We start from the raw sequence: 21,595 nt of genomic DNA, 5'->3' as shown, positions 1-21,595 counted from the left end.
CTATAAATTTATGGAAAAAAATTCTGATAAACAGAAAAAATTCTGATAAATTAACATATTGATTTTTAAAGCATATAATTTAATTGCTGAAAACAGGGAAAGGGGCTCCTTTTTTACTGCATGCAATCAGGTGTTTTTTGGGTTTCAGAATCTGTTATTTTTTATAGCGCATCCCTACATGGGGGATGCCATCTTCAAGGTAATCACCAGTAAAAATTTCGAATCCCAGGTCACTGTAAAATCTTTCAAGGTATTTTTGGGCACTCACATTAATGGTTTTTGCTCCCCATTCTGCCAGCATAAACTGAATTGCTTTTTTCATCATCTTTTCTCCCAGTTGTTTTCCGCGCTGTGCTTTTTTTACAACTACCCGGCCTATAGAGAAATCCGGGAAACGGGTACCTGGTTTTAAAAGCCGGGAAGTGGCAATAATTTCATCGTCATTTTTCACAATCAGGTGGGTTGCCTCCTTATCCAGACCGTCGAGGTCATTGTAAATGCAGGTTTGCTCCACTACAAATATTTCTGCTCTAAGTTGCAGAAGATCGTAAAGTTCGGGGTTCGATAACTCGTTGAAATGTTTGAATTCGAATGTTATCATATGTTTTACGCTTTTTTTGATTTCATTTTAAAAAAACAAACTTGCCAGCAACGTGAAAGCCAGTCCGCAAACTGCAATAATCGTTTCCATCACAGTCCAGCTTTGCAGTGTTTGTTTTTCATTCATTCCGAGGTATTTGCCCACGAGCCAGAATCCGCTGTCGTTTACGTGCGAAAGCAAAGTGGCACCCGAAGCAATGGCCAGTACTACCAGTGCGCGTTGCGGATCGTTCAGGCCGAATTCATTTATTACAGGCGCTATAATTCCGGCTGCTGTAATCATGGCCACAGTTGCCGAGCCTTGGGTTACGCGTACAACTGCTGCCAGAAGCCATGCCAGTAAAATTGGAGGTAGTGCAGAATTGGACATCGATTCAGCCATAATTTTTCCAATTCCGCTGTCAACCAGAATTTCTTTTAAAACTCCCCCTGCACCGGTAATTAAAATAATAATTCCGGCCGGGCCCAGTGCTTTGGTACTTAAATCGAGAATTTTTTGTTTTCCCATGCCGCGTTTAATGCACAAAAAATAGGTGGCTATCAGCGTGGCAATTATCAGTGCCGAAAACGGGTGGCCAATAAACTCGAGAATGTCGGTAAAAGTGGATTGGGCAATGTAATTTTTTTCCACTGCGAGGCCGGTAAATGTATTTACAAGAATCAGCAGCAGTGGGATAGAAACAATCAGGGCGATTAAGCTGAAAGGCGGAAAATTTTTGGGATCAACTTCCTGTGGCTCTTTATCAAAATCGAATGGCGGTTTCAGGTATATCTTTTTTGAGATGTATTTTCCCCAGATCGGCCCTGCGATTATCGCTGTTGGAAATCCGAGAATTATACCAAACAGAATGACCCACCCCAGCTGTGCGTTGATGATATCGGCCACGGCAACCGGGCCCGGTGTGGGCGGGATAAAGCTGTGCGTAACGGCCAACCCTGCCAGCAACGGGATGGCGTAGTACAATAGCGAACGTTTCGTGTCGCGCGACAAAGCGTAAATAATGGGAACTATAATAATGAACCCCACATCGAGAAAAACCGGGATAGCCACTACAAAACCGGTAATCACCATTGCCCACGAGGCATTATCCTTTCCAAATTTTTTTACGAGGTAATGAGCCAGCGATTCCGCTCCGCCCGAGCTCTCGAGCATTTGCCCGAAAATGGCGCCCAGCCCAACCACGGTAGCCACAAATCCGAGAGTTCCGGCCATGCCGTCCTGAATGGACTGCGTTATCGAGGTAAGCGGCATCCCCGATGCAATTCCAACAAAAATGGCCGTGATTAAAAGTGAAATGAAGGCGCTGATTTTGAGCTTCAATACCATGAAGAGCAGCAGCGCAACAGCCGAAATAACAATAAGGATTAGTACAGGTGTGGCCATATTTATCAGATTTAGGATTTGGCTTTAAAGTTAGAATTTAACCGCATTTTTTCAAATTTGAACGAAATATATCATTTTTACTGAATACTGTTTCCTGTTCAAAGGAATGTGTGTATTTTTGAGTGAATAAAACCAAAAATTGCATTTGCACCATGAGTCAACTACTTTCAAAAATTGCAGAATGTATTGAATTTGGGAAAATCAATAAAGCCGCGCCATATCCGCCGGACAGGAAAGGACAGGATGGAGCCGATGAACTGACAAAGCAAGCGCTGGATGAAGGGATTAAAGCCCAAACAATACTGTCAGATGCATTATTGCCGGGAATGGAAAAAGTGGGAATAAAATTTCGCGAAAACAAAGTGTTTGTGCCACAGGTGCTCATGTCGGCAAAAGCCATGAGCACAGCCATGGTCCATTTAAAACCATATTTTCTATCCGGCGAAGTAAAGGAAAAGGGAACATTTGTAATTGGTACGGTGGAAGGCGATTTGCACGACATTGGTAAAAACCTGGTTTCAATGATGGTGGAAGGAAGCGGATGGAAAGTAGTTGACCTGGGGACTGATGTAAAAGCCGACCAGTTTGTGGCTGCCCTGAAAGAGCATGAAAACAGTATTGTCGGCTTGTCGGCACTGTTAACGACAACTATGCCGAGCATGGAAAAAATTACCAAAGCCATCAAAGAAGCTGTTCCCAATGCCAAAGTTGCTGTGGGCGGAGCTCCGGTAACCGATAATTTCCGGGAAAGAGTTGGTGCCGATTTTTACTCGTCCAATCCTCAGGGGCTGGTGGAATACCTGAACTCACAGGTTGATTAAAAACGGACAATTGAACGCATTTTGTGAATTAAACTATAGGCTGATGGGAAAAATTCTCAACAAAATTAAGCAAGGAAAAGTGCTGGTTTCCGACGGCGCATGGGGGACATTTCTTCAGCAAAAAGGGCTGAAACCCGGGGAATGCCCGGAGGAGTGGAACATCTCCCATCCCGATGAAGTATTCGATATCGCCCAAAATTACATCCACGCGGGTTCTGACATGATTGAAACCAATAGTTTTGGCGCTTCTCGTTTTAAACTCGAAAAATACAACCTTGCTGAAAAAACGTTCGACCTGAATAAAGCCGCTGCCGAAATAAGCAAAAGAGCGGCTGGCGAAAAATTTGTGCTGGGTTCCATCGGCCCAACCGGAGTTATACTGATGATGGGTGAAGTTACGGAGCAGGAGCTATACGAGGCATTTAAAGAACAGGCACTCGGGTTGGAAGCGGGTGGTGCCGATGCCATCATGATTGAAACCATGACCGACCTCGACGAAGCCCGGATCGCCGTGAAGGCTGCAAAAGAAAATACCAGCCTCGAAGTATTTTGTACTATGACATTTGAAAAAACCGTAACAGGCGAGTTTCGTTCCATGATGGGGGTTTCTCCCACCGAAATGGTGGAAACAATAATTGACGCAGGTGCCGTTTTGATTGGCGCCAACTGTGGGAACGGAATTGCCGGAATGGTAGGCATTGTGGAAGAGATACGAAAAGCCAACACTGAAATTCCAATTCTGGTTCATGCCAATGCCGGGATGCCTGTATATCAGGATGGCGAAACGGTTTTTCCCGAAACGCCGGATGAAATGGCAGCGCTTGTTCCGGAAATTATTGCCGCTGGTGCCAATGTGGTGGGCGGTTGTTGCGGCACCACACCCGAACATATTTCAAGGGTAAGAAAGATAATTGATGAAAAGTGACCCCAAAAAATTTTACCGGATTAAACGATTTGTTAACACAAAAGATAGCAAAAGCCAGACAGTGCTTTTCATTCTTGAATGAGTTGAAATAACAGATTAAAATGCTATTTCTGTTAAGCCGAATGGGTTGTTCTTGTCCGCCATATCAATGCAATAGAGTGGAGGTGTTCTTTAATCAAACATGAAGGCATTTAAACATTGGTTTGAATCTGCTGTGTTTCCGCAATTTCCGGAACTAATTATTCACATCATATATTCTTAGAAACAATTTAAATTAGCTATTTTGGTAGAAAGTTTTTTGCGGAAATAGGCGGTTCGGCTACTTTTGTGCGAAATATTGATGTCAACACGATTTAATTAAAAAGATTATTTATGAGCAAGTTTTTAACTGCGTCAATTGGCAGGAAGTTTATAATGAGCATCTCTGGGCTCTTTTTGGTTATGTTTTTAGCTGTCCATCTTTCAGTAAATTTATTGCTGATTTTTGATGATAGCGGAGAACTGTTTAACATAGCTGCCCATTTCATGGTTACCAATCCATTAATCCGGATCGTGGAACCACTGTTGGGGCTTGGTTTTTTGGTGCATATTATCTGGTCATTCTTTCTTGAATATCAAAACTGGAAAGCACGCCCCGTTAAATATAACCAGAAAAACCCTGCCGTTGCAAGTACGTGGACCTCACGGAATATGCTTGTCTTGGGAGCATTGGTGCTGGTATTTTTAATTATCCATATTATTAATTTTTACTGGGTAATTCGTTTTACCGGTGGGGTGCAGGAAATTACCATTAACGGCGAACACATGGAAGATACCTACAGTCTTGTTGCAGGGTTGTTTAAAACAAGTGTCATTTATGATATTATTTATGTACTTGGGGGAATATTACTGGGATTCCACCTTTCTCACGGATTTTGGTCGGCCTTTCATACACTGGGATTGAGTAATAAACAATGGATGAGCAGGCTGCAGATTATTGGAAAAATTTATGCAGTTATTATTGCAGTTGGATTTTCAATAATTCCATTGTATTTCCTTATTAAATTTTAAACCTGAAAAAGGATTTGTATATGAGCATATTAGATTCAAAAATACCTGAAGGGCCTTTGGCTGAAAAGTGGAACAAGCACAAATCGAATATAAAAGTTGTTAGCCCCGCCAATAAAAGAAAACTTGAAGTTATTGTAGTCGGAACCGGACTGGGTGGCGCTTCGGCGGCCGCCTCTCTTGCCGAGCTGGGATATAAAGTAAAAGCATTTTGCTACCAGGACAGCCCGCGCCGTGCACACTCTATTGCTGCACAGGGTGGTATCAATGCCGCAAAAAACTATCAGAACGATAATGATTCAGTGTTCCGGTTATTTTACGATACCATTAAAGGTGGTGATTACAGAGCCAGGGAAGCTAATGTTTACAGGTTAGCAGAAGTTTCTCCCAATATTATTGACCAGTGTGTGGCACAGGGAGTGCCTTTTGGCCGGGAGTACGGAGGTTTGCTCGATAACCGCTCTTTTGGCGGTGTGCTGGTAAGCCGTACTTTTTATGCAAGAGGACAAACCGGTCAGCAATTGTTGTTAGGAGCCTATCAGGCACTAAACCGGCAAATTTCAAAAGGAAACGTGGAGATGTACAGTCGCCACGAAATGCTGGATGTGGTAAAAATTGACGGCAAAGCCCGCGGAATTATTGCGCGCGATTTGGTAAGTGGAGAGATCAAACGGTTTGGCGCTCATGCAGTGGTTGTTGCCACCGGCGGTTACGGGAATGTATTTTTCCTTTCTACCAACGCTATGGGAAGTAACGGTTCAGCGGCATGGCAATGCTATAAAAAAGGCGCTATGATGTCGAATCCATGTTTTGTGCAGATTCACCCCACCTGCATCCCGGTTCACGGCGACCAGCAGTCGAAACTTACCCTGATGTCCGAATCGTTGCGTAACGATGGCCGCGTGTGGGTACCTAAAAAGAATGAAGATGCAGAGAAACTGCGCAAAGGTGAAATCGGGCCAAACGATATTCCTGAAGACGATCGTGATTTTTATCTGGAAAGAAGATATCCTTCATACGGCAACCTTGTTCCGCGCGATGTGGCATCACGTGCTGCCAAAGAAAGGTGCGACGCCGGTTTTGGTGTGAATGCCGAAGGAAAAGCCGTTTACCTCGATTTTAAATATGCCATAGAGCGGCTCGGAAAAGATGTGATAAAAGCCCGTTATGGCAACCTTTTCCAGATGTATGAAAAAATTACCGATGTTGACCCGTACAAAGAACCCATGATGATTTATCCGGCTATTCACTATTCGATGGGCGGAACATGGGTCGATTACAACCTGATGACCACCGTTCCGGGGTTGTATTCAATCGGCGAAGCTAACTTCTCCGACCATGGTGCCAACCGGCTGGGGGCTTCAGCTCTGATGCAGGGCCTTGCCGACGGTTATTTTGTATTGCCTTACACCATTGGCGATTATCTCGCCGACGAAATTCTTACTCCGAAAGCCGATACCAATGCACTTGAATTTGAAGAAGCAGAAAAAGCAGTAACCGGCAGGATTGAAAAATTATTCAATATAAAAGGTTCTAAGCCAGTTGATTATTTCCATAAAAAACTGGGCCATGTGATGTGGGATTACGTTGGAATGTCGCGTAATGCCGAAGGGCTGAAGAAAGCGATTGAGATGATTAAGGAAATTCGTGAGGAATTCTGGAAAGATGTTAAAATTCCGGGCGAACTGAATAACCTTAATCCGGAACTTGAAAAGGCAGGACGTGTGGCTGATTTTCTCGATATTGGTGAATTGATGGCACACGATGCACTCGACAGAAATGAATCGTGTGGCGGGCACTTCCGCGAAGAATCAGTTACCGAAGACGGCGAAGCCAAACGCGACGATGAGCAATTTACTTATGTTTCCTGTTGGGAGTTCAACGGAGAAGGCAAAGAGCCGGTATTACACAAAGAAGATTTGGTGTTTGAGAATGTTAAGTTGACACAAAGAAGTTATAAATAGAATGAATTATGGCAGATAAAATTCTGAAAAAACTCAATATAAAAGTCTGGCGGCAAAACAATGCCCAAGACAAAGGCAGGTTCGAAACCTACACAATCGAAAATATCTCCACAGGTTCATCATTCCTCGAGATGCTTGATATTTTAAATAATAACCTGATAGAAGAAGGCAAAGATCCCATTGCTTTTGATCATGATTGCCGAGAGGGCATTTGCGGTACCTGCAGCCTTTTTATCAACGGACGGGCACACGGCCCTGACACAGAGGTGACAACCTGCCAGTTGCACATGCGCAAATTTAAAGACGGCGAAACAATTACCATTGAGCCTTGGCGCGCTGCTGCATTCCCGGTTATTAAAGATTTGGTGGTTGACCGTACAGCTTTCGAAAAAATTCTTCAGGCTGGTGGATACATTTCGGTGAATACCGGTGGTGTTCCCGATGCAAATGCTATCCCGATATCCCATGAAGATGCTGAGGAATCGATGGATGCCGCATCATGTATTGGTTGTGGAGCCTGTGTGGCAGCCTGTAAAAACTCATCAGCAATGTTGTTTGTGTCGGCAAAAGTTGCGCACCTGGCCAAGCTGCCCCAAGGGAAAGTGGAGGCCAAAAGCCGGGCACGAAAAATGGTGGCCAAAATGGACGAGCTGGGATTTGGCGGCTGTACCAATACAGGCGCCTGCGAGGTGGAATGCCCCAAAAGCATTTCAATTACCAACATCGCCCGGTTGAATCGTGAGTATCTTACCGCAAGATTCAGCGAATAGAACAAAAATAGATGTGAAAAATAGTAAGGCCTTTCCGGAAACGGGGAGGCCTTCGTTTTTTAATTCACAATTGAATGTGCATAAAATGTTGTGCGAACACGTTAAACAGGAGGTTTAAATCCATAACTTCGCATAACGCTAAAAAAATGAATTATGCCCTACCGTCGTTTGCCAACTACCGATAAAGCCAGAATCCGCGCGCTGGAGGCTGCGCTTAACATTGCTTCAGAGCAAAATTCCGAAAAACTTGCATTCTCAAAACAAACCCTTTATGAATTGAAAAACGTGAAAACTGCTTTTGAGAATCACCTGACGCATTACGAATTGGATACAAAAATTGAATCTGAAAAAATCGGGGATTACAAGGCGGCAATGGATAAGGCCCGGTTGTACATATCGCATTTTATCCAAATGCTGTACATGAGTATTGAACGCGAGGAAATTAAAATTGAGACGCTTGCATTTTATGGTTTGCAGGATTTGGAAATGAAACTTCCGTCTCTAGCCAATGAAAAAGAAGTGCTGGACTGGGGATGGAAAATAATTGACGGCGAACAAAAACGTATGCAAAATGGAGGAAGTCCTTTTTATAATCCTTCAATTGCCCTCGTAAAAGTGAAAGTTGAAGATTTTAAAGATGCGGCAATTTTTCAGCACAATCTGAAACGGAATACCCTACGCTCATACGATAAAATGCAGGAACTACGTAAAACCACAAATGATTTTATCAGCAAATTATGGACTGAAATTGAAGAAAATGTACCTGCTGATGCACCTAAACATCGCCGCCAGATAGCGCAGGAATATGGAGTCGTTTATGTTTTCCGCCGAAACGAAAAGGAAAAATTAAGGATGGAAGATCTGCAGGTTGATTTGCTATTCGAATTTAATTAACCTTTTTTAAAGGAATTATATTGTATAAACAACAATAACATTTAATGCATTTTTATATTTTTGCGGGTAACCAAAACCTGTAAAAATGAATTATTACCGGCTGATAATTGGTGTTTTTGTTTTCTCATTTCTAATTTCCTGCAATCCCAAAAATGAGCAAAATCCCCGAGAACGTACCCGTTTTACCACCGACTGGAAATTCACACGGAGTAATTCAGAATCTTTTTTTTCTCCCGATTTCGATGACTCAGACTGGCGGGTGTTGAATCTCCCGCACGACTGGAGCGTCGAAGGTGAATTTAGTGAAGAACATCCTGCTTCGCCCGGTGGGGGAGCGCTACCCGGCGGAATTGGCTGGTACCGCAAAACATTTCAACTTCCGGAATCCGACAAAAACAAACTGGTTTTTATCGATTTCGATGGCATTTACCAGAAAGGTGAAGTGTGGATTAACGGCCACCGGCTCGGGATGCGGCCCTATGGTTACAGTTCTGTGCGTTATGAACTCACACAACATTTAAATTTCGGCGACGAGGAAAACGTGCTGGCCGTGAAAGTCGATAACTCCGAACAGCCTAATTCCCGCTGGTATTCCGGCTCCGGAATTTACCGGAATGTTTGGCTGGTAAAAACAGGTGAAATTTTTGTTGATCATTGGGGGACTTACGTTACTACTCCAAATGTGAGCGAAGAGAGTGCAACCGTTTCGGTAGAAACCACACTGGCAAACCGCTTGCCCGACATCAGCAATGTGACTTTGAAAACAGAGATTTACAGTCCGGATAATAAATTGGTAACCGAAACAGAATTGGCGCAACCTGTTGGCGCAGGCGAGAAAATGGTTTATCAGCAAAACATGAAAGTGGAAAATCCCGATTTGTGGAGCATCGAAAATCCGGCACTGTACAAGGCCGTTTCCGAAGTTTATGATGAAGAAGGTAACCTGACCGACACCTACAAAACAACTTTCGGCATCCGCACCTTTCGTTTCGATCCGGAGAAAGGATTTTTTCTGAATGGCGAACATGTGAAACTATTGGGCGTTTGCAACCACCACGATTTGGGTTGCCTGGGTGCTGCGGTCAATACCCGTGCCATTGAGCGGCAATTGGAAATCCTGAAAGAAATGGGCTGCAATTCCATTCGCACGGCCCACAACCCGCCGGCACCTGAGTTGCTCGAGTTATGCGACAAAATGGGATTTGTAGTGCAGGACGAGACCTTTGACATGTGGCGCAAAAAGAAAACCGAATACGATTATTCGCGTTACTTTCCAGAGTGGCACGAACGTGATTTAACCGATCACATCCTCCGCGACCGCAACCACGCCTCGGTAATGATGTGGAGCATCGGCAACGAAGTGCTCGAACAATGGGAACATGTGGAGGCCGACACGCTCAATATTCAGAAAGCCAATCATTTGTTGAATTTCGAAAAGAATGTGGATGAAAGCATAATCAATTCAGGCGAAATGTCGGTAAATTCATTGCTTACTACCAAGCTGGCAAACATTGTAAAAGAGCTCGATCCAACCCGTCCGGTTACCGCCGGTTGCAACGAAGTAAATCCCTGGAACAACCTGTTTCAATCGGACGCACTCGATATTTACGGGTTCAATTACCATCACGAAAATTTTGCCGGTTTTCCTGAAAATTATCCGGGAAAAGCTTTTCTCGTGAGCGAATCCACTTCCGGCCTGATGTCACGCGGGTTTTACCAGATGCCGTCCGACAGCATGTTTATCTGGCCCGACAGTTACCCGCCCACCGGAAAGCCTTACGGCAACGAGGAGCAGCAGTGTTCTTCCTACGACAATTGCCATGTTCCGTGGGGATCGACACACGAAGAAAGCTGGAAGATTGTGAAAAAATATGATCACATCGCCGGAACTTACATCTGGACCGGTTTTGATTACCTCGGCGAACCCACTCCTTACTGGTGGCCGTCGCGGAGTTCCTATTTTGGAATTATTGATTTGGCTGGCTTTCCGAAAGATATTTACTACATGTACCAAAGCGAATGGACGGATAAAGATGTGCTCCACGTTTTCCCCCACTGGAATTGGGAACCGGGACAAACGGTTGATATCTGGGCCTATTCCAGCGCACCTGAAGTAGAGCTTTTTCTGAACGGCGAATCGTTGGGCTCAAAAACCAAAGGCCCCGAAGACCTGCACCTGATGTGGCGGGTTCCGTTTGAACCGGGAACACTGGAAGCCGTTTCGCGCGAAGACGGCAAAGTGGTGATGGAAAAGGAAATCACAACTGCCGGTGAACCGGAGCAGTTGAAAGGAACTCCCGACCGGAAGACAATTTCTGCTGATGGTTACGATTTGTCATACATCACCGTTGAAGTGCTCGACAAAGAAGGCAATTTTGTGCCGACAGCTGAAAATTTGGTTCAGTTTTCGATTGAAGGGAATGCAGAAATTTTTGGTGTGGACAACGGAAATCCGGTTGGCCATCAACCTTTGAAAGGAAAGGAAATAGATGCATTCAACGGAAAATGCCTTGTTGTGGTGAAGGCCGACAACGAGCCCGGAAATGTAACTTTAACAGCTGCTTCTGAAGGGCTGGATTCAACGAGCGTGAAAATTAAAATGAATTAAAGTAATTTTCATTTAAAACCTGACAGCGTCCGTCGGATCTGTCAGCGTTAAAAAATGAGCAAATAAAATAAAAACAGATAAAAATGAAGAAATTAGTAATTCTTTTTATTTTGCTTTTGGGCGCTTCTGAAATTTTTGCCCAGTTGCCGCTGTCGTCTCCGGCAGAAAATCACCGGTTGCTCAACGACCCGGTGGATATTAGTGCCGATTTTTATAACTTTTCGAACACTTACTTCGTAGCCGACAGCCTCACTTCTTTCAATCCTGAAACCGGAGAGGGAGAAGTAAAATGGATGCGTCACCAGTTCAGAACACGTCATGCTTTTGATAACACGCTGGCGGGATTAACACAGGTGGAAGGCAACGAATTTCCTGGTGTGGAATATGAAGCGCATCCAACATTGCCGTTTGCTCTGGAATTTGTTTCCCCAAAAACAGTTCGAATTCGCATGAAATCGGGCGTTGAAGTCAGACCAGAAGAAGAATCGCTGATGCTGGTGAACGGTTTCGCCCCAAAAGATCATTCATGGGAATATTCAAAAATTGACGGCGGGCACAAATACACCAGCCCGTTCGGAGCAGTTATCTTGCGCAAATTTCCGTGGCATGTGGAATTTTATGATGCTAAAGGAAAACTGCTGACCAAAACCAACCATCCGTCGGACAACCAGGGAACGTACACGCCTGTGAATCCGTTTTCGTTTGTACGGCGTGCATCCGATTATTCACGCAGTATGAACGCGGTTTTCAACTTATCACCCGGAGAAAAAATTTACGGAACTGGTGAGAATTTCAAGGGGCTAAACAAGCGCGGTCAAAAAGTAGTGTTGTATATCGACGACCCGAATGGCGTGCAAAACGAAACCATGTACAAGCCCATCCCTTTTTTCATGAGCAGTCGCGGTTACGGTATATTTATGCACACTTCGTCGCCTATTACCTGCGATTTCGGAAAATATTTTAACGGCACCAATTCGCTGATGATTGGCGATGAAGCGCTCGATTTGTTTGTATTTCTGGGTGAACCGAAAGACATTCTGGATGAATACACGGAGCTCACCGGAAAAGCACAAATGCCGCCACTTTGGTCGTTTGGATTGTGGATGAGCCGCATCACCTATTTTTCCGAAGAAGATGGGCGCAGAGTGGCTGCGGAGTTGCGCGAAAACCGCATTCCCAGCGATGTGATTCATTTCGATACCGGCTGGTTTGAGGTGGACTGGCGCAGCGACTACAAATTTGCGCCGTCGCGTTTTAGCGATCCTGAAGATATGATCGGCGATTTGGACGATCTGGGATTTAAAGTGAGTTTGTGGCAGTTGCCCTATTTTGTGCCCCAAAACGACCTTTTTCCTGAAATTCTCAACAAAGGATTGTATGTAAAAAATAAAAAAGGAAATGTTCCGTACGAAGATGCCGTGCTCGATTTCTCTAATCCGGAAGCAGTTGACTGGTACCAGAATAAAATTAAAGGATTACTCGACCTGGGAGTAGGTGCCATTAAAGTGGATTTTGGTGAAGCAGCACCGTTCGACGGACTTTATGCGTCGGGCAAAACAGGTTTTTACGAACACAATTTGTATCCGCTGCGTTACAACAAAGCAGTGGCCGACATCACCAAAGAAGTAACCGGCGAAAATATCATCTGGGCACGTTCCACCTGGGCCGGAAGCCAACGCTATCCGCTGCACTGGGGTGGAGACGCTGCCAACACCAACACCGCTATGGCTGCCACGCTGAGAGCCGGTCTTTCATTGGGGCTTTCGGGATTCACCTTCTGGAGCCACGATATTGGCGGATTTGTGCAGCGCACACCCGAAGACATTTACCGCCGCTGGCTGCCGTTCGGATTGCTTTCTTCACACTCGCGCACGCACGGAGCGCCGCCCAAAGAACCTTGGGAATACAACGAGAGTTTCAATGATGCGTTCCGTCTGGCAACCGAAAAGCGTTACAAATTAATGCCTTACATTTACGCACAAGCCAAACATTCCAGCGAAAACGGCCTGCCGATGATGCGCGCTTTGTTTGTGGAATACCCGGATGATGCCGGTTCGTGGCTGGTGGATGATGCATATCTTTTTGGACAGGACATGTTGGTGGCGCCGCTTTTCGAAAATGTAACCAGTCGCGATGTGTATCTTCCCGGAGGAAAATGGATTGATTACCAAACCGGCAATGTGTATGAAAAAGGCTGGCATCACATTGAAGCCGGCGAAATTCCGGCGGTCGTGCTGGTGCGCGACGGCGCAGTGATTCCGCACATCAAACTGGCGCAATCCACTAAGGAAATGAACTGGTCGGAATTGGAACTGAAGGTTTTTGCCTCAGATGCCAACGCAGCCAAAGGTTTCGTTTGCCTACCTTCCGACCAGAATCTGGTGGAAGTAAACCTTAGTAAATCGGGCAATTCATTCAGGCTGAATACCAACCCACTGCAGGATAACGGAGTGAAATTTAAAGTAAATTAATTAAACCTATGATCATGAAAAAACTACAAACCATTTTAATAACCTTGATACTTGGTTCCTGCTGTTTTGCGGTATCTGGTCAGAAATATAAAAACTTCGAAGTTGCCGTTTACTGCCGCGCCTACGAAGTGGAAAAAATGGGGCAGCCGGGCTGGCTCGAATCAGTGTGGGATACACTGTCGAAACAGGTGCATGTGGATAAAATTTATCTGGAAACCCACCGCGACCTGCTGATTGTGAGTGACGAAACGCTGGAGTTTGCCAAAAAGTTTTTCCGCGAAAAAGGCATTGAGGTGGGCGGAGGAATTACCTACACCATTGACGAAAGCAACAACTTTGAAACCTTTTGCTACACCAATCCTGAACACAGGCAAAAAGTGCAGGAGATTGCAGAGCACACCGCCAAACATTTTAACGAGTTTATTCTCGACGATTTCTTTTTCACCAGTTGCAAATGCGATTTGTGCATTGCGGCCAAAGGCGAAAAAAGCTGGACAGAATACCGGCTGGAGCTGATGAAAAATGCTGCCGTCGATTTGGTTATCAACCCGGCAAAAGCGGTCAATCCCAAAACCGAAGTGGTGATTAAATACCCCAACTGGTACGAGCATTTTCAGGGGCTGGGATTTAATCTGGAGGAAGAACCGGCACTTTTTGATGGTTTGTACACCGGTACCGAAACCCGCGACCGCTCCGGAAACCAGCACTTGCAGCAGTATTTGAGTTATGCTGTGTTCAGGTATTTTGAAAACCTGAAACCCGGCGAAAACCGCGGCGGCTGGGTTGATACCGGCGGTTTGCGTTATATGGACCGCTATGCCGAACAACTGTGGCTGACATTATTTGCCAAAGCGCCGGAAATTACGCTGTTCGACATCCGGCAGATGAATTATCCGCTGCGAGAAAACCTGCGTCCGCAGTGGCAGGGAATTTTTGATTTCGACGAAATGAAAAAGCCGGTTGAGCAGGAAGACGGCACCCTGTTTACCCCCACCAAAATGGCTCGTGCTGCCGGTTATTCCCTCGAAATTGTGGACGAAGTGTTGGGCGAACTGGAAAATCCGGTGGGCGTAAAAAGCTACAAACCATTTCATTCCGTAGGTGAAGATTTTCTGCAAAATTATTTCGGAATGATTGGTATTCCCATTGACCTGGTCCCTGAGTTCCCCGAAAATGAGCCCGTGGTACTGCTTACCGAAACGGCTTCATTCGACCCGGAGATTGTGGGAAAAATTGAAGCACAACTTCAGCGTGGCGGAAATGTGGTAGTGACCTCGGGATTCTACAAAGCCATGCAGGGAAAAGGAATTGAGGACATCGTGGAACTGCGGGTAACCGACCGCAAGGCCAGTGTGAAGGAGTTTGCCGCCGGTTGGGGGCCATCCTCTTTTTCTGAAAAGGAGATGTTGATTCCGCAGATGCATTACCTGACCAACGATTCATGGGAAATTATTTCGGCACTCGACGATACCAACGGCTGGCCGATTTTGCATTCGGCTGATTATTCAAAAGGGAAATTTTTTGTGTGGACCATTCCCGATAATTTTATCGATTTATACCGGTTGCCTGCTCCGGTGCTGAACAGTTTGCGTCAAACTGTTGCGGGGCATTTAAGTGTGAAGCTGGAAGGTCCGGGCGAAGTGAGCCTGTTTGTGTACGACAACAATTCATTTGTAGTGCATTCGTTTTTGGATAAAGAAGTTACAGTGAGTGTTCTGCTGAATAGAAATGCTGCTAAAATTACCGATATTGCTTCGGGAGAAAAAATTGAGGGGACCCTGCGCGAAGCTCCGGTTTTCAGAAACCGGAAGATGGGCGAAGATGCCAAAGTGTTTGAGGTGAAAATCAAACCGCATTCGTTCAGGGCGTTTACTTTCTGAAAAATAAATTACTTGTTTGATTGAAGGGAGCCGAAAGCATTTTTTCGGTTCTCTTTTTTTATGAGCCACATTATAAGGACTACTGCAATCAGGCTGAAACCGATGGCGAGGTATTCATCCGGCGAGGAACCGATGCTTTCCACTTTCGGATTGACCATATTTTTATCGACCAAATACATGGCAATCACCGCGAACCCGTTGTTGATAAAATGAGCAATAATGGGCAGCCACATGGACCCGCTCCAAACCAGTAGGTAGCCGAACAAAACACCCAGCAGCATGCGAGGTACAAAACCATAAAACTGCATATGCAGTGCACTGAACAGGATAGCTGAAATCCAAATACCCCAGTGGTGGTTTTGCATCATTCTTGTAAAAATACGCTGAATTACTCCCCGAAACAGCAACTCCTCACCAATGGCCGGCAGCAAAGCAATCATAAACAGGTTGAACAACAACCCGCTGGTGGTCTCAACTTTCAAAAAGACTTCGGTAAGTTCGGCAGCGTTTTCCTCGGCATTTTTCATCCAGCGTTCCACACCCGATAACCATTCCGGAAAATTCATTTGGGTGTTCCATTCGCCAATAAAATTGATGAGTGGCAGGGCGAATATTATCAGGAGTGTTACCAGAAATATGGACGCAGCGTTTGTTCTTTTGTCCAGGTTCAGGTAGTTGGTAATTTTGCCGTGAAAAAGCCAGCCCAGAATAATTGGGGGAACAATGAAAAGCCCGAACGATTGAACAACCTGAAAGTATTTCAGCATTTTAATGCTCTCCGGATCGTTCATGTTGCTTGCGGAGGGAATACTCATCATGGAATCGAGACCGAAAAGCGGGATGGCCGCCACCAGCGAAACGAGCATGAACAGCAAAAAGCTTACAATAATTACAAATGCCGAAAACATCAGTTGCGGGAACGGTTTCATTCCCCGAAAAGCAGTAAAAACCATATTAAAAATTTTGAGGCAAAGATAGTTTTTATACCGATTAGCAATTGAATGAGCCTTGAAATCATTTCATTCTTTAAGCCTTTTCAATTGTCTATCGTCCCGAAGGGATCACTACGTGGGCATTAACCCTTGTATTTTAAAAATTTCACTTAAGGCTCAGTTTGAAAAACAATTGGAATTATTGGAAAAAGGCCATTAAAACTTATGTCCGGGAATAGCTGCTGCCGGCAGCGCATAAATGTTTTCGGCCAGCATCAATCTCCGTTCACCTCTGTAAACCAGGTAAAGTTTATCGAGGTTTAGGTTTTCAATAACAGAATGCATGGAACGGGTTACTTTCGGCGATTCAGAAAATTTAATTTCGAAACCCAGTTTTTTTGCATTTTTTACTACCATCAAATCGAGCTCCAGCCCTGAGTGGGTCCGCCAGAAATAATAATCGCGTGATTTTAATTGTTGAAGAAGCTGTTCAATTACAAATCCTTCCCACGAAGCGCCAACTTTTATGTGCGTGAATATTTTATTTCCTTCGAGCGACAAAAGGGCATGTAATACGCCACTGTCGCGGATGTAAATTTTGGGAGACTTTACCTGCCTTTTTTTTAAATTTTCATGCCAGGGTTGAAGCTGGCGTATCATAAATGTTCCGGTAAGAATATCGAGGTATTTTTTTGCAGTAGGCTCCGAAACTCCCATCGACCGGGCAAATTCAGCGCCATTCCAAACCTGACCATGATAGTGCGCAAGCATCAGCCAGAATCGTCGCAATGTTACAGCAGGTATGTTGAATCCATAATTTGAAATGTCCCTTTCCAGAAATGTTTGTATGAAATTTTCTCTCCATAAAAAACTTTGCTCATCATCCGGTGCAAGGTAGGAGCGGGGGAAACCACCCCTTTCCCAAAGCTTTTCCAGGTTTTCAGTCCCTACTTCATTCAACTTGAATCCTGTAAGGTTAATAAATCCAATTCGTCCGGCGAGGCTTTCCGATGATTTTTGAATTAATTCGGGGGAAGCGCTGCCAAGTATCAGAAATTTTCTGGTGGAGTCAGCTTCATCGGCCAGAACCCGGAGAAGGGGAAATAACTCCGGAATACGCTGTATTTCATCTAAAATGATCAACCCTTTTTGTTGCTGCAGAATGATTTTGGGAGTATTGCTCAACAAATCGAAATCTGCCGGGTCTTCTAGGTCGAATATGGTACTTTCTGTTGATTGGGCAACAACCCGTGCCAGGGTCGTTTTTCCACATTGTCGTGGTCCCATAATCGCCGTAACCGGATTATTCCGAATTGAAATTTCAATTTCTTTTAAAAAATCTGGCCTGAAAATTTCCATTTTTTCTTTGTCATTTGTATCAAAAGTAGGTAAATTTTGTGAAATTCTAAATCTAAATTTTAGATTTTCACAGTAAATAATAAAAATTAACCTTGAAATCCTAAAGTCAGACTTTAGATTTTCAAGGTTGAGAAGTGGTTATTATTTTTTATTTTACACCTTCATTTGACTTATGAAGCACATGCTGGCCATTTTTTCTTTCCCTCCCCGCCAGCTTGCGGGAGTTGGAGGGGGCGCTATTTGTAATTCAAATTAGTTGGCAGAAATTTCTCCACAAACTCCACCGGTTTTCCTTTACGGCGGGCATAATCGGCCACCTGGTCGCGGCTCACTTTTTCGAGGCTGAAATAGCGCGATTCGGGATGCGCAAAATACTGCCCCGAAACCGAGGCGTTGGGATACATGGCATAATGTTCCGTCAGTTTCATGCCGATCTCCTCAGCTTTTAGCAAATCAAACAAACTCTCTTTTTCTGAATGTTCCGGGCAGGCCGGGTAACCCAATGCCGGGCGGATTCCCTGGTATTTCACTTTCAGCAGTTCTTCGTGCGAAAGGTTTTCGTCGGGTGCATACCCCCAGAACTCTTTACGAACGCGTAAATGCAGCAACTCTGCAAACGCTTCACTCAGCCGGTCGGCCAGCGCTTCCAGCATAATGGCTTTGTAGTCGTTGTGGTCTTTGCGGAATTCCTCCTTCCATGGTTCAATGCCAATGCCGGCCGTAGTGGCAAATCCACCAACGTAATCCGCTTTATTGGAATGTATTGGTGCTACAAAATCGGAGAGGCAGAGGTTGGGTGAACCTCCTTTTTTCTTTTCCTGTTGTCGGAAATGCAAAAAACGACCGATTTCATTTTGCCGGTTTTCATCCTCAAAAAGAACGACATCGTCTCCGTCAGCATTAGCCGGCCAGATGGCAAAAGAAGCATTGGCCTGCAGCATTTTCTTTTCAATAATTTCATCCAGAAATTCGTTGGCTTCGGCATACAACTTCCGCGCCTGTTCGCCCTGTTTTTCATCATCAAAAATTTGCGGATAGATTCCTTTCATTCCCCAGGTGAGGAAAAAGAAGGTCCAGTCGATGTATTCCCGTAATTCTTCCAACGGATAATCAACGAGATGCTTCACCCCGGTAAAATTGGGTTTGTAGAGTGGCGAACTGTCCCAGTCAATTTGCTGTTTGTTTTCGCGCGCCTGCTCCAGTGTCAGGTATTCTTTGGGTTTACGCTGCCCCTGGAATTTGCGCATCTGGTTGTAATCGTCTTTTATTTTCTGTATGTACTTTTCATTCCGGGCAATTAAATTCGAGGTGACGTTAACTGCCAGGGATGCATCTTTTACATGAACGACCGGGTGCGAATATTCAGGCTCGATTTTAACAGCGGTATGAATTTTTGATGTGGTAGCACCGCCTATCAGCAGCGGCAAATCCATTTTCCGGCGTTCCATCTCTTTGGCAATGTCCACCATAATTTCCAGGGAAGGAGTGATCAATCCGCTCAACCCAATAATATCCACTTCCTCTTTTTGGGCAGTGTCGAGTATTTTCTCGGTGGGGACCATCACGCCCAAATCGATGATTTCGTAATTGTTGCAACCCAAAACCACGCCCACAATGTTTTTCCCGATGTCGTGCACATCGCCTTTTACGGTGGCCAGCAGCACTTTCTTTTGCTTGCTGGTGTCTTTCATTTTGGCTTTGTCGGCTTCAATGTAGGGCAGGAGGTAGGCCACTGCTTTTTTCATTACGCGGGCCGATTTAATTACCTGCGGCAGGAACATTTTTCCGCTGCCAAACAAATCGCCCACAATGTTCATCCCGTCCATCAGCGGACCTTCGATTACATTCAGTGCCGGCTGATATATTTTAATGGCTTCGGCCATGTCTTCATTGACAAAATCAGGAATTCCTTTTACAAGCGAGTGGGAAATCCGTTTTTCCAGTGGTTTTTCGCGCCACACATCTTTTTTCTCCTCTTTTTTGCCTTCGCTTTTGTAGTCTTCGGCAAATTCGAGTAAGCGTTCCGTTGCATCTGGCCGGCGGTTCAGTACGAGGTCCTCTGTTTTTTCGAGCAGCTCTTTTGGAATTTCATCATAAATTTGCAACATTCCCGGGTTTACGATTCCCATATCGAGCCCCGCCTTAATGGCGTGAAACAGGAAAACGGAGTGCATGGCTTCTCGAACCAAATTGTTTCCCCTGAACGAAAACGAAACATTGCTGATGCCCCCGCTGGTTTTGGCGTGTGGCAGATTTTCCTTAATCCATTTTACTGTTTCAATAAAATCGACAGCGTAGTTGTTGTGCTCCTCAATTCCGGTTCCGATAGTCAGTACGTTCGGATCGAAAATGATGTCCTGGGGCGGGAAATTTACTTTTTCAGTAAGAAGGTTGTAGGCGCGCCTGCAAATTTCGATTCGTCGTTCATACGAATCGGCCTGGCCTTTTTCGTCGAAAGCCATTACTACAACAGCTGCTCCATAGCGCTTTATTTTTTTTGCCTGTTCAATAAAACTTTCTTCGCCCTCTTTCATGCTGATGGAATTGACAATTGCCTTTCCCTGCAGGCATTTCAATCCGGCTTCAATAACATGCCACTTTGAAGAATCGACCATTACGGGAAGTTTGGCAATGTCGGGTTCTGCCATCATCAGGTTCAGAAAAGTAACCATCTCTTTTTCGGCATCAAGCATGGCGTCGTCCATGTTCACATCGATTACCTGTGCTCCGTTTTCCACCTGATCGCGGGCAATTGCCAACGCTTCCTCGTATTTTTGTTCGCGGATAAGACGTGCAAATTTACGCGAACCGGCCACATTGCAGCGTTCGCCAATATTTACAAAATTGGTTTCGCTGGTGAGTTCTACCGGTTCAAGGCCACTTAGTTTTGTATTGCTGCTTTTGTCGGCTAAATGATGTGGCTTTGCCATTGCAGCCATTTTGGCGAATTCCCGGATGTGGTCGGGTGTGGTTCCGCAGCAACCGCCAATGATATTGACATAACTGTTGTCGAGGTAATCTTTTATGTGGGCACTCATAATTTCAGGTGTCTCATCATACTCGCCAAACTGATTGGGCAGTCCGGCATTGGGGTGGGCGCTGATATTAAATGGTGCTTTTTGCGACAATTCTTTTACGTAAGGTTCCAGTTCGCTGGCCCCCAGTGAACAGTTCAACCCGATACTCAGCAGGTCGATGTGTGAAAGCGAATTCAGAAACGCACCGAGCGTTTGTCCCGAAAGTGTTCTTCCGCTGGCATCAGTAATGGTGCCCGAAATCATTAGTGGCAGGCGCATTCCGCGTTCTTCCAGCGCTTCTTCAACAGCAAAAATGGCTGCCTTGGCATTCAATGTGTCGAATATCGTTTCAATAAGAATCAGATCAGCGCCTCCGTCAATAAGCCCTTCAACCTGTTCGCGGTAAGCGGTTTTGATATCGTCGAATGTGACTGCCCGGTAACCCGGGTCGTTTACGTCAGGGGAAAGCGACAACGTTTTGTTGGTGGGGCCGAGTGTGCCGGCTGCAAACCGGGGTTTTTCTGGATTATTTTTGGTGAAATTATCTGCTGCTTTGCGGGCAATCATGGCCGAGGCTTTGTTCATCTCATACACCAAATCCTGCGTGTTGTAATCGGACTGCGAAATACGGTTGGCATTGAACGTGTTTGTTAAAATGATATCCGCACCCGCCTCCAGGTATTTTTCGTGAATCGCAGAAATTATTTCAGGATGCGTCAACGAGAGGATGTCGTTATTTCCCTGTTGATCGTGTTCCGCATTTTTGAGCTTTTCACCCCGGTAATCTGCTTCCGTCAGTTTATATTCCTGAATAAGTGTCCCCATTGCGCCGTCCATCACCAATACCCGGGATTGAAGTTCTTTTTGAATAACCATTTTCCTGTTTTTTACTGCAGAGACACAATTTCGCGGAGTTTTTCTTT

The 21,595-nt window shown here is 45.1% G+C and carries 14 protein-coding genes; 9 read left to right on the top strand and 5 right to left on the bottom strand.

Features of this window, described 5'->3' with window-relative positions:
* Positions 1–154 precede the first annotated feature (154 nt).
* Together BUC07_RS14375 and BUC07_RS14370 are read right to left on the bottom strand one after the other, a co-directional pair.
* On the bottom strand, positions 155–601 hold the full coding sequence (locus tag BUC07_RS14375; protein WP_083578275.1) for a GNAT family N-acetyltransferase: 447 nt from the start codon (positions 599–601) through the stop codon (positions 155–157).
* A gap of 27 nt (positions 602–628) precedes the next feature.
* Entirely contained in the window at positions 629–1,984 is a 1,356-nt protein-coding gene (locus tag BUC07_RS14370) for a GntT/GntP/DsdX family permease (protein WP_073170871.1), read from the bottom strand.
* Between the two features lie 152 nt (positions 1,985–2,136).
* Between BUC07_RS14370 and BUC07_RS14365 the strand changes: the two genes are divergently transcribed.
* From BUC07_RS14365 to BUC07_RS14325, 9 genes are all read left to right on the top strand, one after another.
* The gene (locus BUC07_RS14365; RefSeq protein ID WP_073170868.1) at positions 2,137–2,805 is read left to right on the top strand and encodes a cobalamin B12-binding domain-containing protein; all 669 of its coding nucleotides are present in this window, start codon (positions 2,137–2,139) and stop codon (positions 2,803–2,805) included.
* 43 nt (positions 2,806–2,848) lie between these two features.
* On the top strand, positions 2,849–3,730 hold the full coding sequence (locus BUC07_RS14360) for a homocysteine S-methyltransferase family protein (RefSeq protein ID WP_073170866.1): 882 nt from the start codon (positions 2,849–2,851) through the stop codon (positions 3,728–3,730).
* 372 nt (positions 3,731–4,102) lie between these two features.
* The gene (locus tag BUC07_RS14355; protein ID WP_073170863.1) at positions 4,103–4,780 is read left to right on the top strand and encodes a succinate dehydrogenase cytochrome b subunit; all 678 of its coding nucleotides are present in this window, start codon (positions 4,103–4,105) and stop codon (positions 4,778–4,780) included.
* A 20-nt stretch (positions 4,781–4,800) separates the two neighbouring features.
* Positions 4,801–6,741: a fumarate reductase/succinate dehydrogenase flavoprotein subunit gene (locus BUC07_RS14350; RefSeq protein ID WP_073170860.1), complete on the top strand. Its 1,941-nt coding sequence runs from the start codon at positions 4,801–4,803 to the stop codon at positions 6,739–6,741.
* Positions 6,742–6,749: 8 nt separating this feature from the next.
* The gene (locus BUC07_RS14345; RefSeq protein WP_073170857.1) at positions 6,750–7,511 is read left to right on the top strand and encodes a succinate dehydrogenase/fumarate reductase iron-sulfur subunit; all 762 of its coding nucleotides are present in this window, start codon (positions 6,750–6,752) and stop codon (positions 7,509–7,511) included.
* Positions 7,512–7,664: 153 nt separating this feature from the next.
* Positions 7,665–8,405 carry a hypothetical protein gene (locus BUC07_RS14340; RefSeq protein ID WP_073170854.1) on the top strand — a complete coding sequence of 247 codons (741 nt, stop codon included), beginning with the start codon at positions 7,665–7,667 and terminating at the stop codon, positions 8,403–8,405.
* An 85-nt stretch (positions 8,406–8,490) separates the two neighbouring features.
* Positions 8,491–11,013, top strand: a complete 2,523-nt coding sequence (locus BUC07_RS14335) for a glycoside hydrolase family 2 TIM barrel-domain containing protein (RefSeq protein WP_073170851.1) — start codon at positions 8,491–8,493, stop codon at positions 11,011–11,013.
* 83 nt (positions 11,014–11,096) lie between these two features.
* On the top strand, positions 11,097–13,484 hold the full coding sequence (locus BUC07_RS14330) for a glycoside hydrolase family 31 protein (protein ID WP_073170849.1): 2,388 nt from the start codon (positions 11,097–11,099) through the stop codon (positions 13,482–13,484).
* Positions 13,485–13,498: 14 nt separating this feature from the next.
* Positions 13,499–15,364: a hypothetical protein gene (locus BUC07_RS14325; RefSeq protein WP_217652708.1), complete on the top strand. Its 1,866-nt coding sequence runs from the start codon at positions 13,499–13,501 to the stop codon at positions 15,362–15,364.
* A gap of 8 nt (positions 15,365–15,372) precedes the next feature.
* Here the strand turns inward: BUC07_RS14325 and BUC07_RS14320 are convergent, their stop codons facing one another.
* The 3 genes from BUC07_RS14320 to metH all read right to left on the bottom strand — a co-directional run bounded on the left by BUC07_RS14320 (position 15,373) and on the right by metH (position 21,548).
* Entirely contained in the window at positions 15,373–16,317 is a 945-nt protein-coding gene (locus BUC07_RS14320; protein WP_073170843.1) for a CPBP family intramembrane glutamic endopeptidase, read from the bottom strand.
* Positions 16,318–16,512: 195 nt separating this feature from the next.
* Positions 16,513–17,655 carry an ATP-binding protein gene (locus tag BUC07_RS14315; RefSeq protein ID WP_083578274.1) on the bottom strand — a complete coding sequence of 381 codons (1,143 nt, stop codon included), beginning with the start codon at positions 17,653–17,655 and terminating at the stop codon, positions 16,513–16,515.
* Between the two features lie 236 nt (positions 17,656–17,891).
* On the bottom strand, positions 17,892–21,548 hold the full coding sequence (gene metH / locus BUC07_RS14310) for a methionine synthase (protein WP_073170840.1): 3,657 nt from the start codon (positions 21,546–21,548) through the stop codon (positions 17,892–17,894).
* Positions 21,549–21,595: the final 47 nt, after the last annotated feature.

The sequence above is a fragment of the Tangfeifania diversioriginum genome (assembly GCF_900141875.1).
Classification (GTDB): Bacteria; Bacteroidota; Bacteroidia; order Bacteroidales; family Prolixibacteraceae; genus Tangfeifania; species Tangfeifania diversioriginum.
This window is presented reverse-complemented; position numbering and strand designations above follow the sequence as displayed.

Excerpts from the sequence above, each read along its gene's own strand:
- BUC07_RS14375 (WP_083578275.1), bottom strand. The coding sequence starts at position 601 with ATGATAACATTCGAATTCAAACATTTCAACGAGTTATCGAACCCCGAA.
- BUC07_RS14370 (WP_073170871.1), bottom strand. The coding sequence starts at position 1,984 with ATGGCCACACCTGTACTAATCCTTATTGTTATTTCGGCTGTTGCGCTG.
- BUC07_RS14365 (WP_073170868.1), top strand. The coding sequence starts at position 2,137 with ATGAGTCAACTACTTTCAAAAATTGCAGAATGTATTGAATTTGGGAAA.
- BUC07_RS14360 (WP_073170866.1), top strand. The coding sequence starts at position 2,849 with ATGGGAAAAATTCTCAACAAAATTAAGCAAGGAAAAGTGCTGGTTTCC.
- BUC07_RS14355 (WP_073170863.1), top strand. The coding sequence starts at position 4,103 with ATGAGCAAGTTTTTAACTGCGTCAATTGGCAGGAAGTTTATAATGAGC.
- BUC07_RS14350 (WP_073170860.1), top strand. The coding sequence starts at position 4,801 with ATGAGCATATTAGATTCAAAAATACCTGAAGGGCCTTTGGCTGAAAAG.
- BUC07_RS14345 (WP_073170857.1), top strand. The coding sequence starts at position 6,750 with ATGGCAGATAAAATTCTGAAAAAACTCAATATAAAAGTCTGGCGGCAA.
- BUC07_RS14340 (WP_073170854.1), top strand. The coding sequence starts at position 7,665 with ATGCCCTACCGTCGTTTGCCAACTACCGATAAAGCCAGAATCCGCGCG.
- BUC07_RS14335 (WP_073170851.1), top strand. The coding sequence starts at position 8,491 with ATGAATTATTACCGGCTGATAATTGGTGTTTTTGTTTTCTCATTTCTA.
- BUC07_RS14330 (WP_073170849.1), top strand. The coding sequence starts at position 11,097 with ATGAAGAAATTAGTAATTCTTTTTATTTTGCTTTTGGGCGCTTCTGAA.
- BUC07_RS14325 (WP_217652708.1), top strand. The coding sequence starts at position 13,499 with ATGAAAAAACTACAAACCATTTTAATAACCTTGATACTTGGTTCCTGC.
- BUC07_RS14320 (WP_073170843.1), bottom strand. The coding sequence starts at position 16,317 with ATGGTTTTTACTGCTTTTCGGGGAATGAAACCGTTCCCGCAACTGATG.
- BUC07_RS14315 (WP_083578274.1), bottom strand. The coding sequence starts at position 17,655 with ATGGAAATTTTCAGGCCAGATTTTTTAAAAGAAATTGAAATTTCAATT.
- metH (WP_073170840.1), bottom strand. The coding sequence starts at position 21,548 with ATGGTTATTCAAAAAGAACTTCAATCCCGGGTATTGGTGATGGACGGC.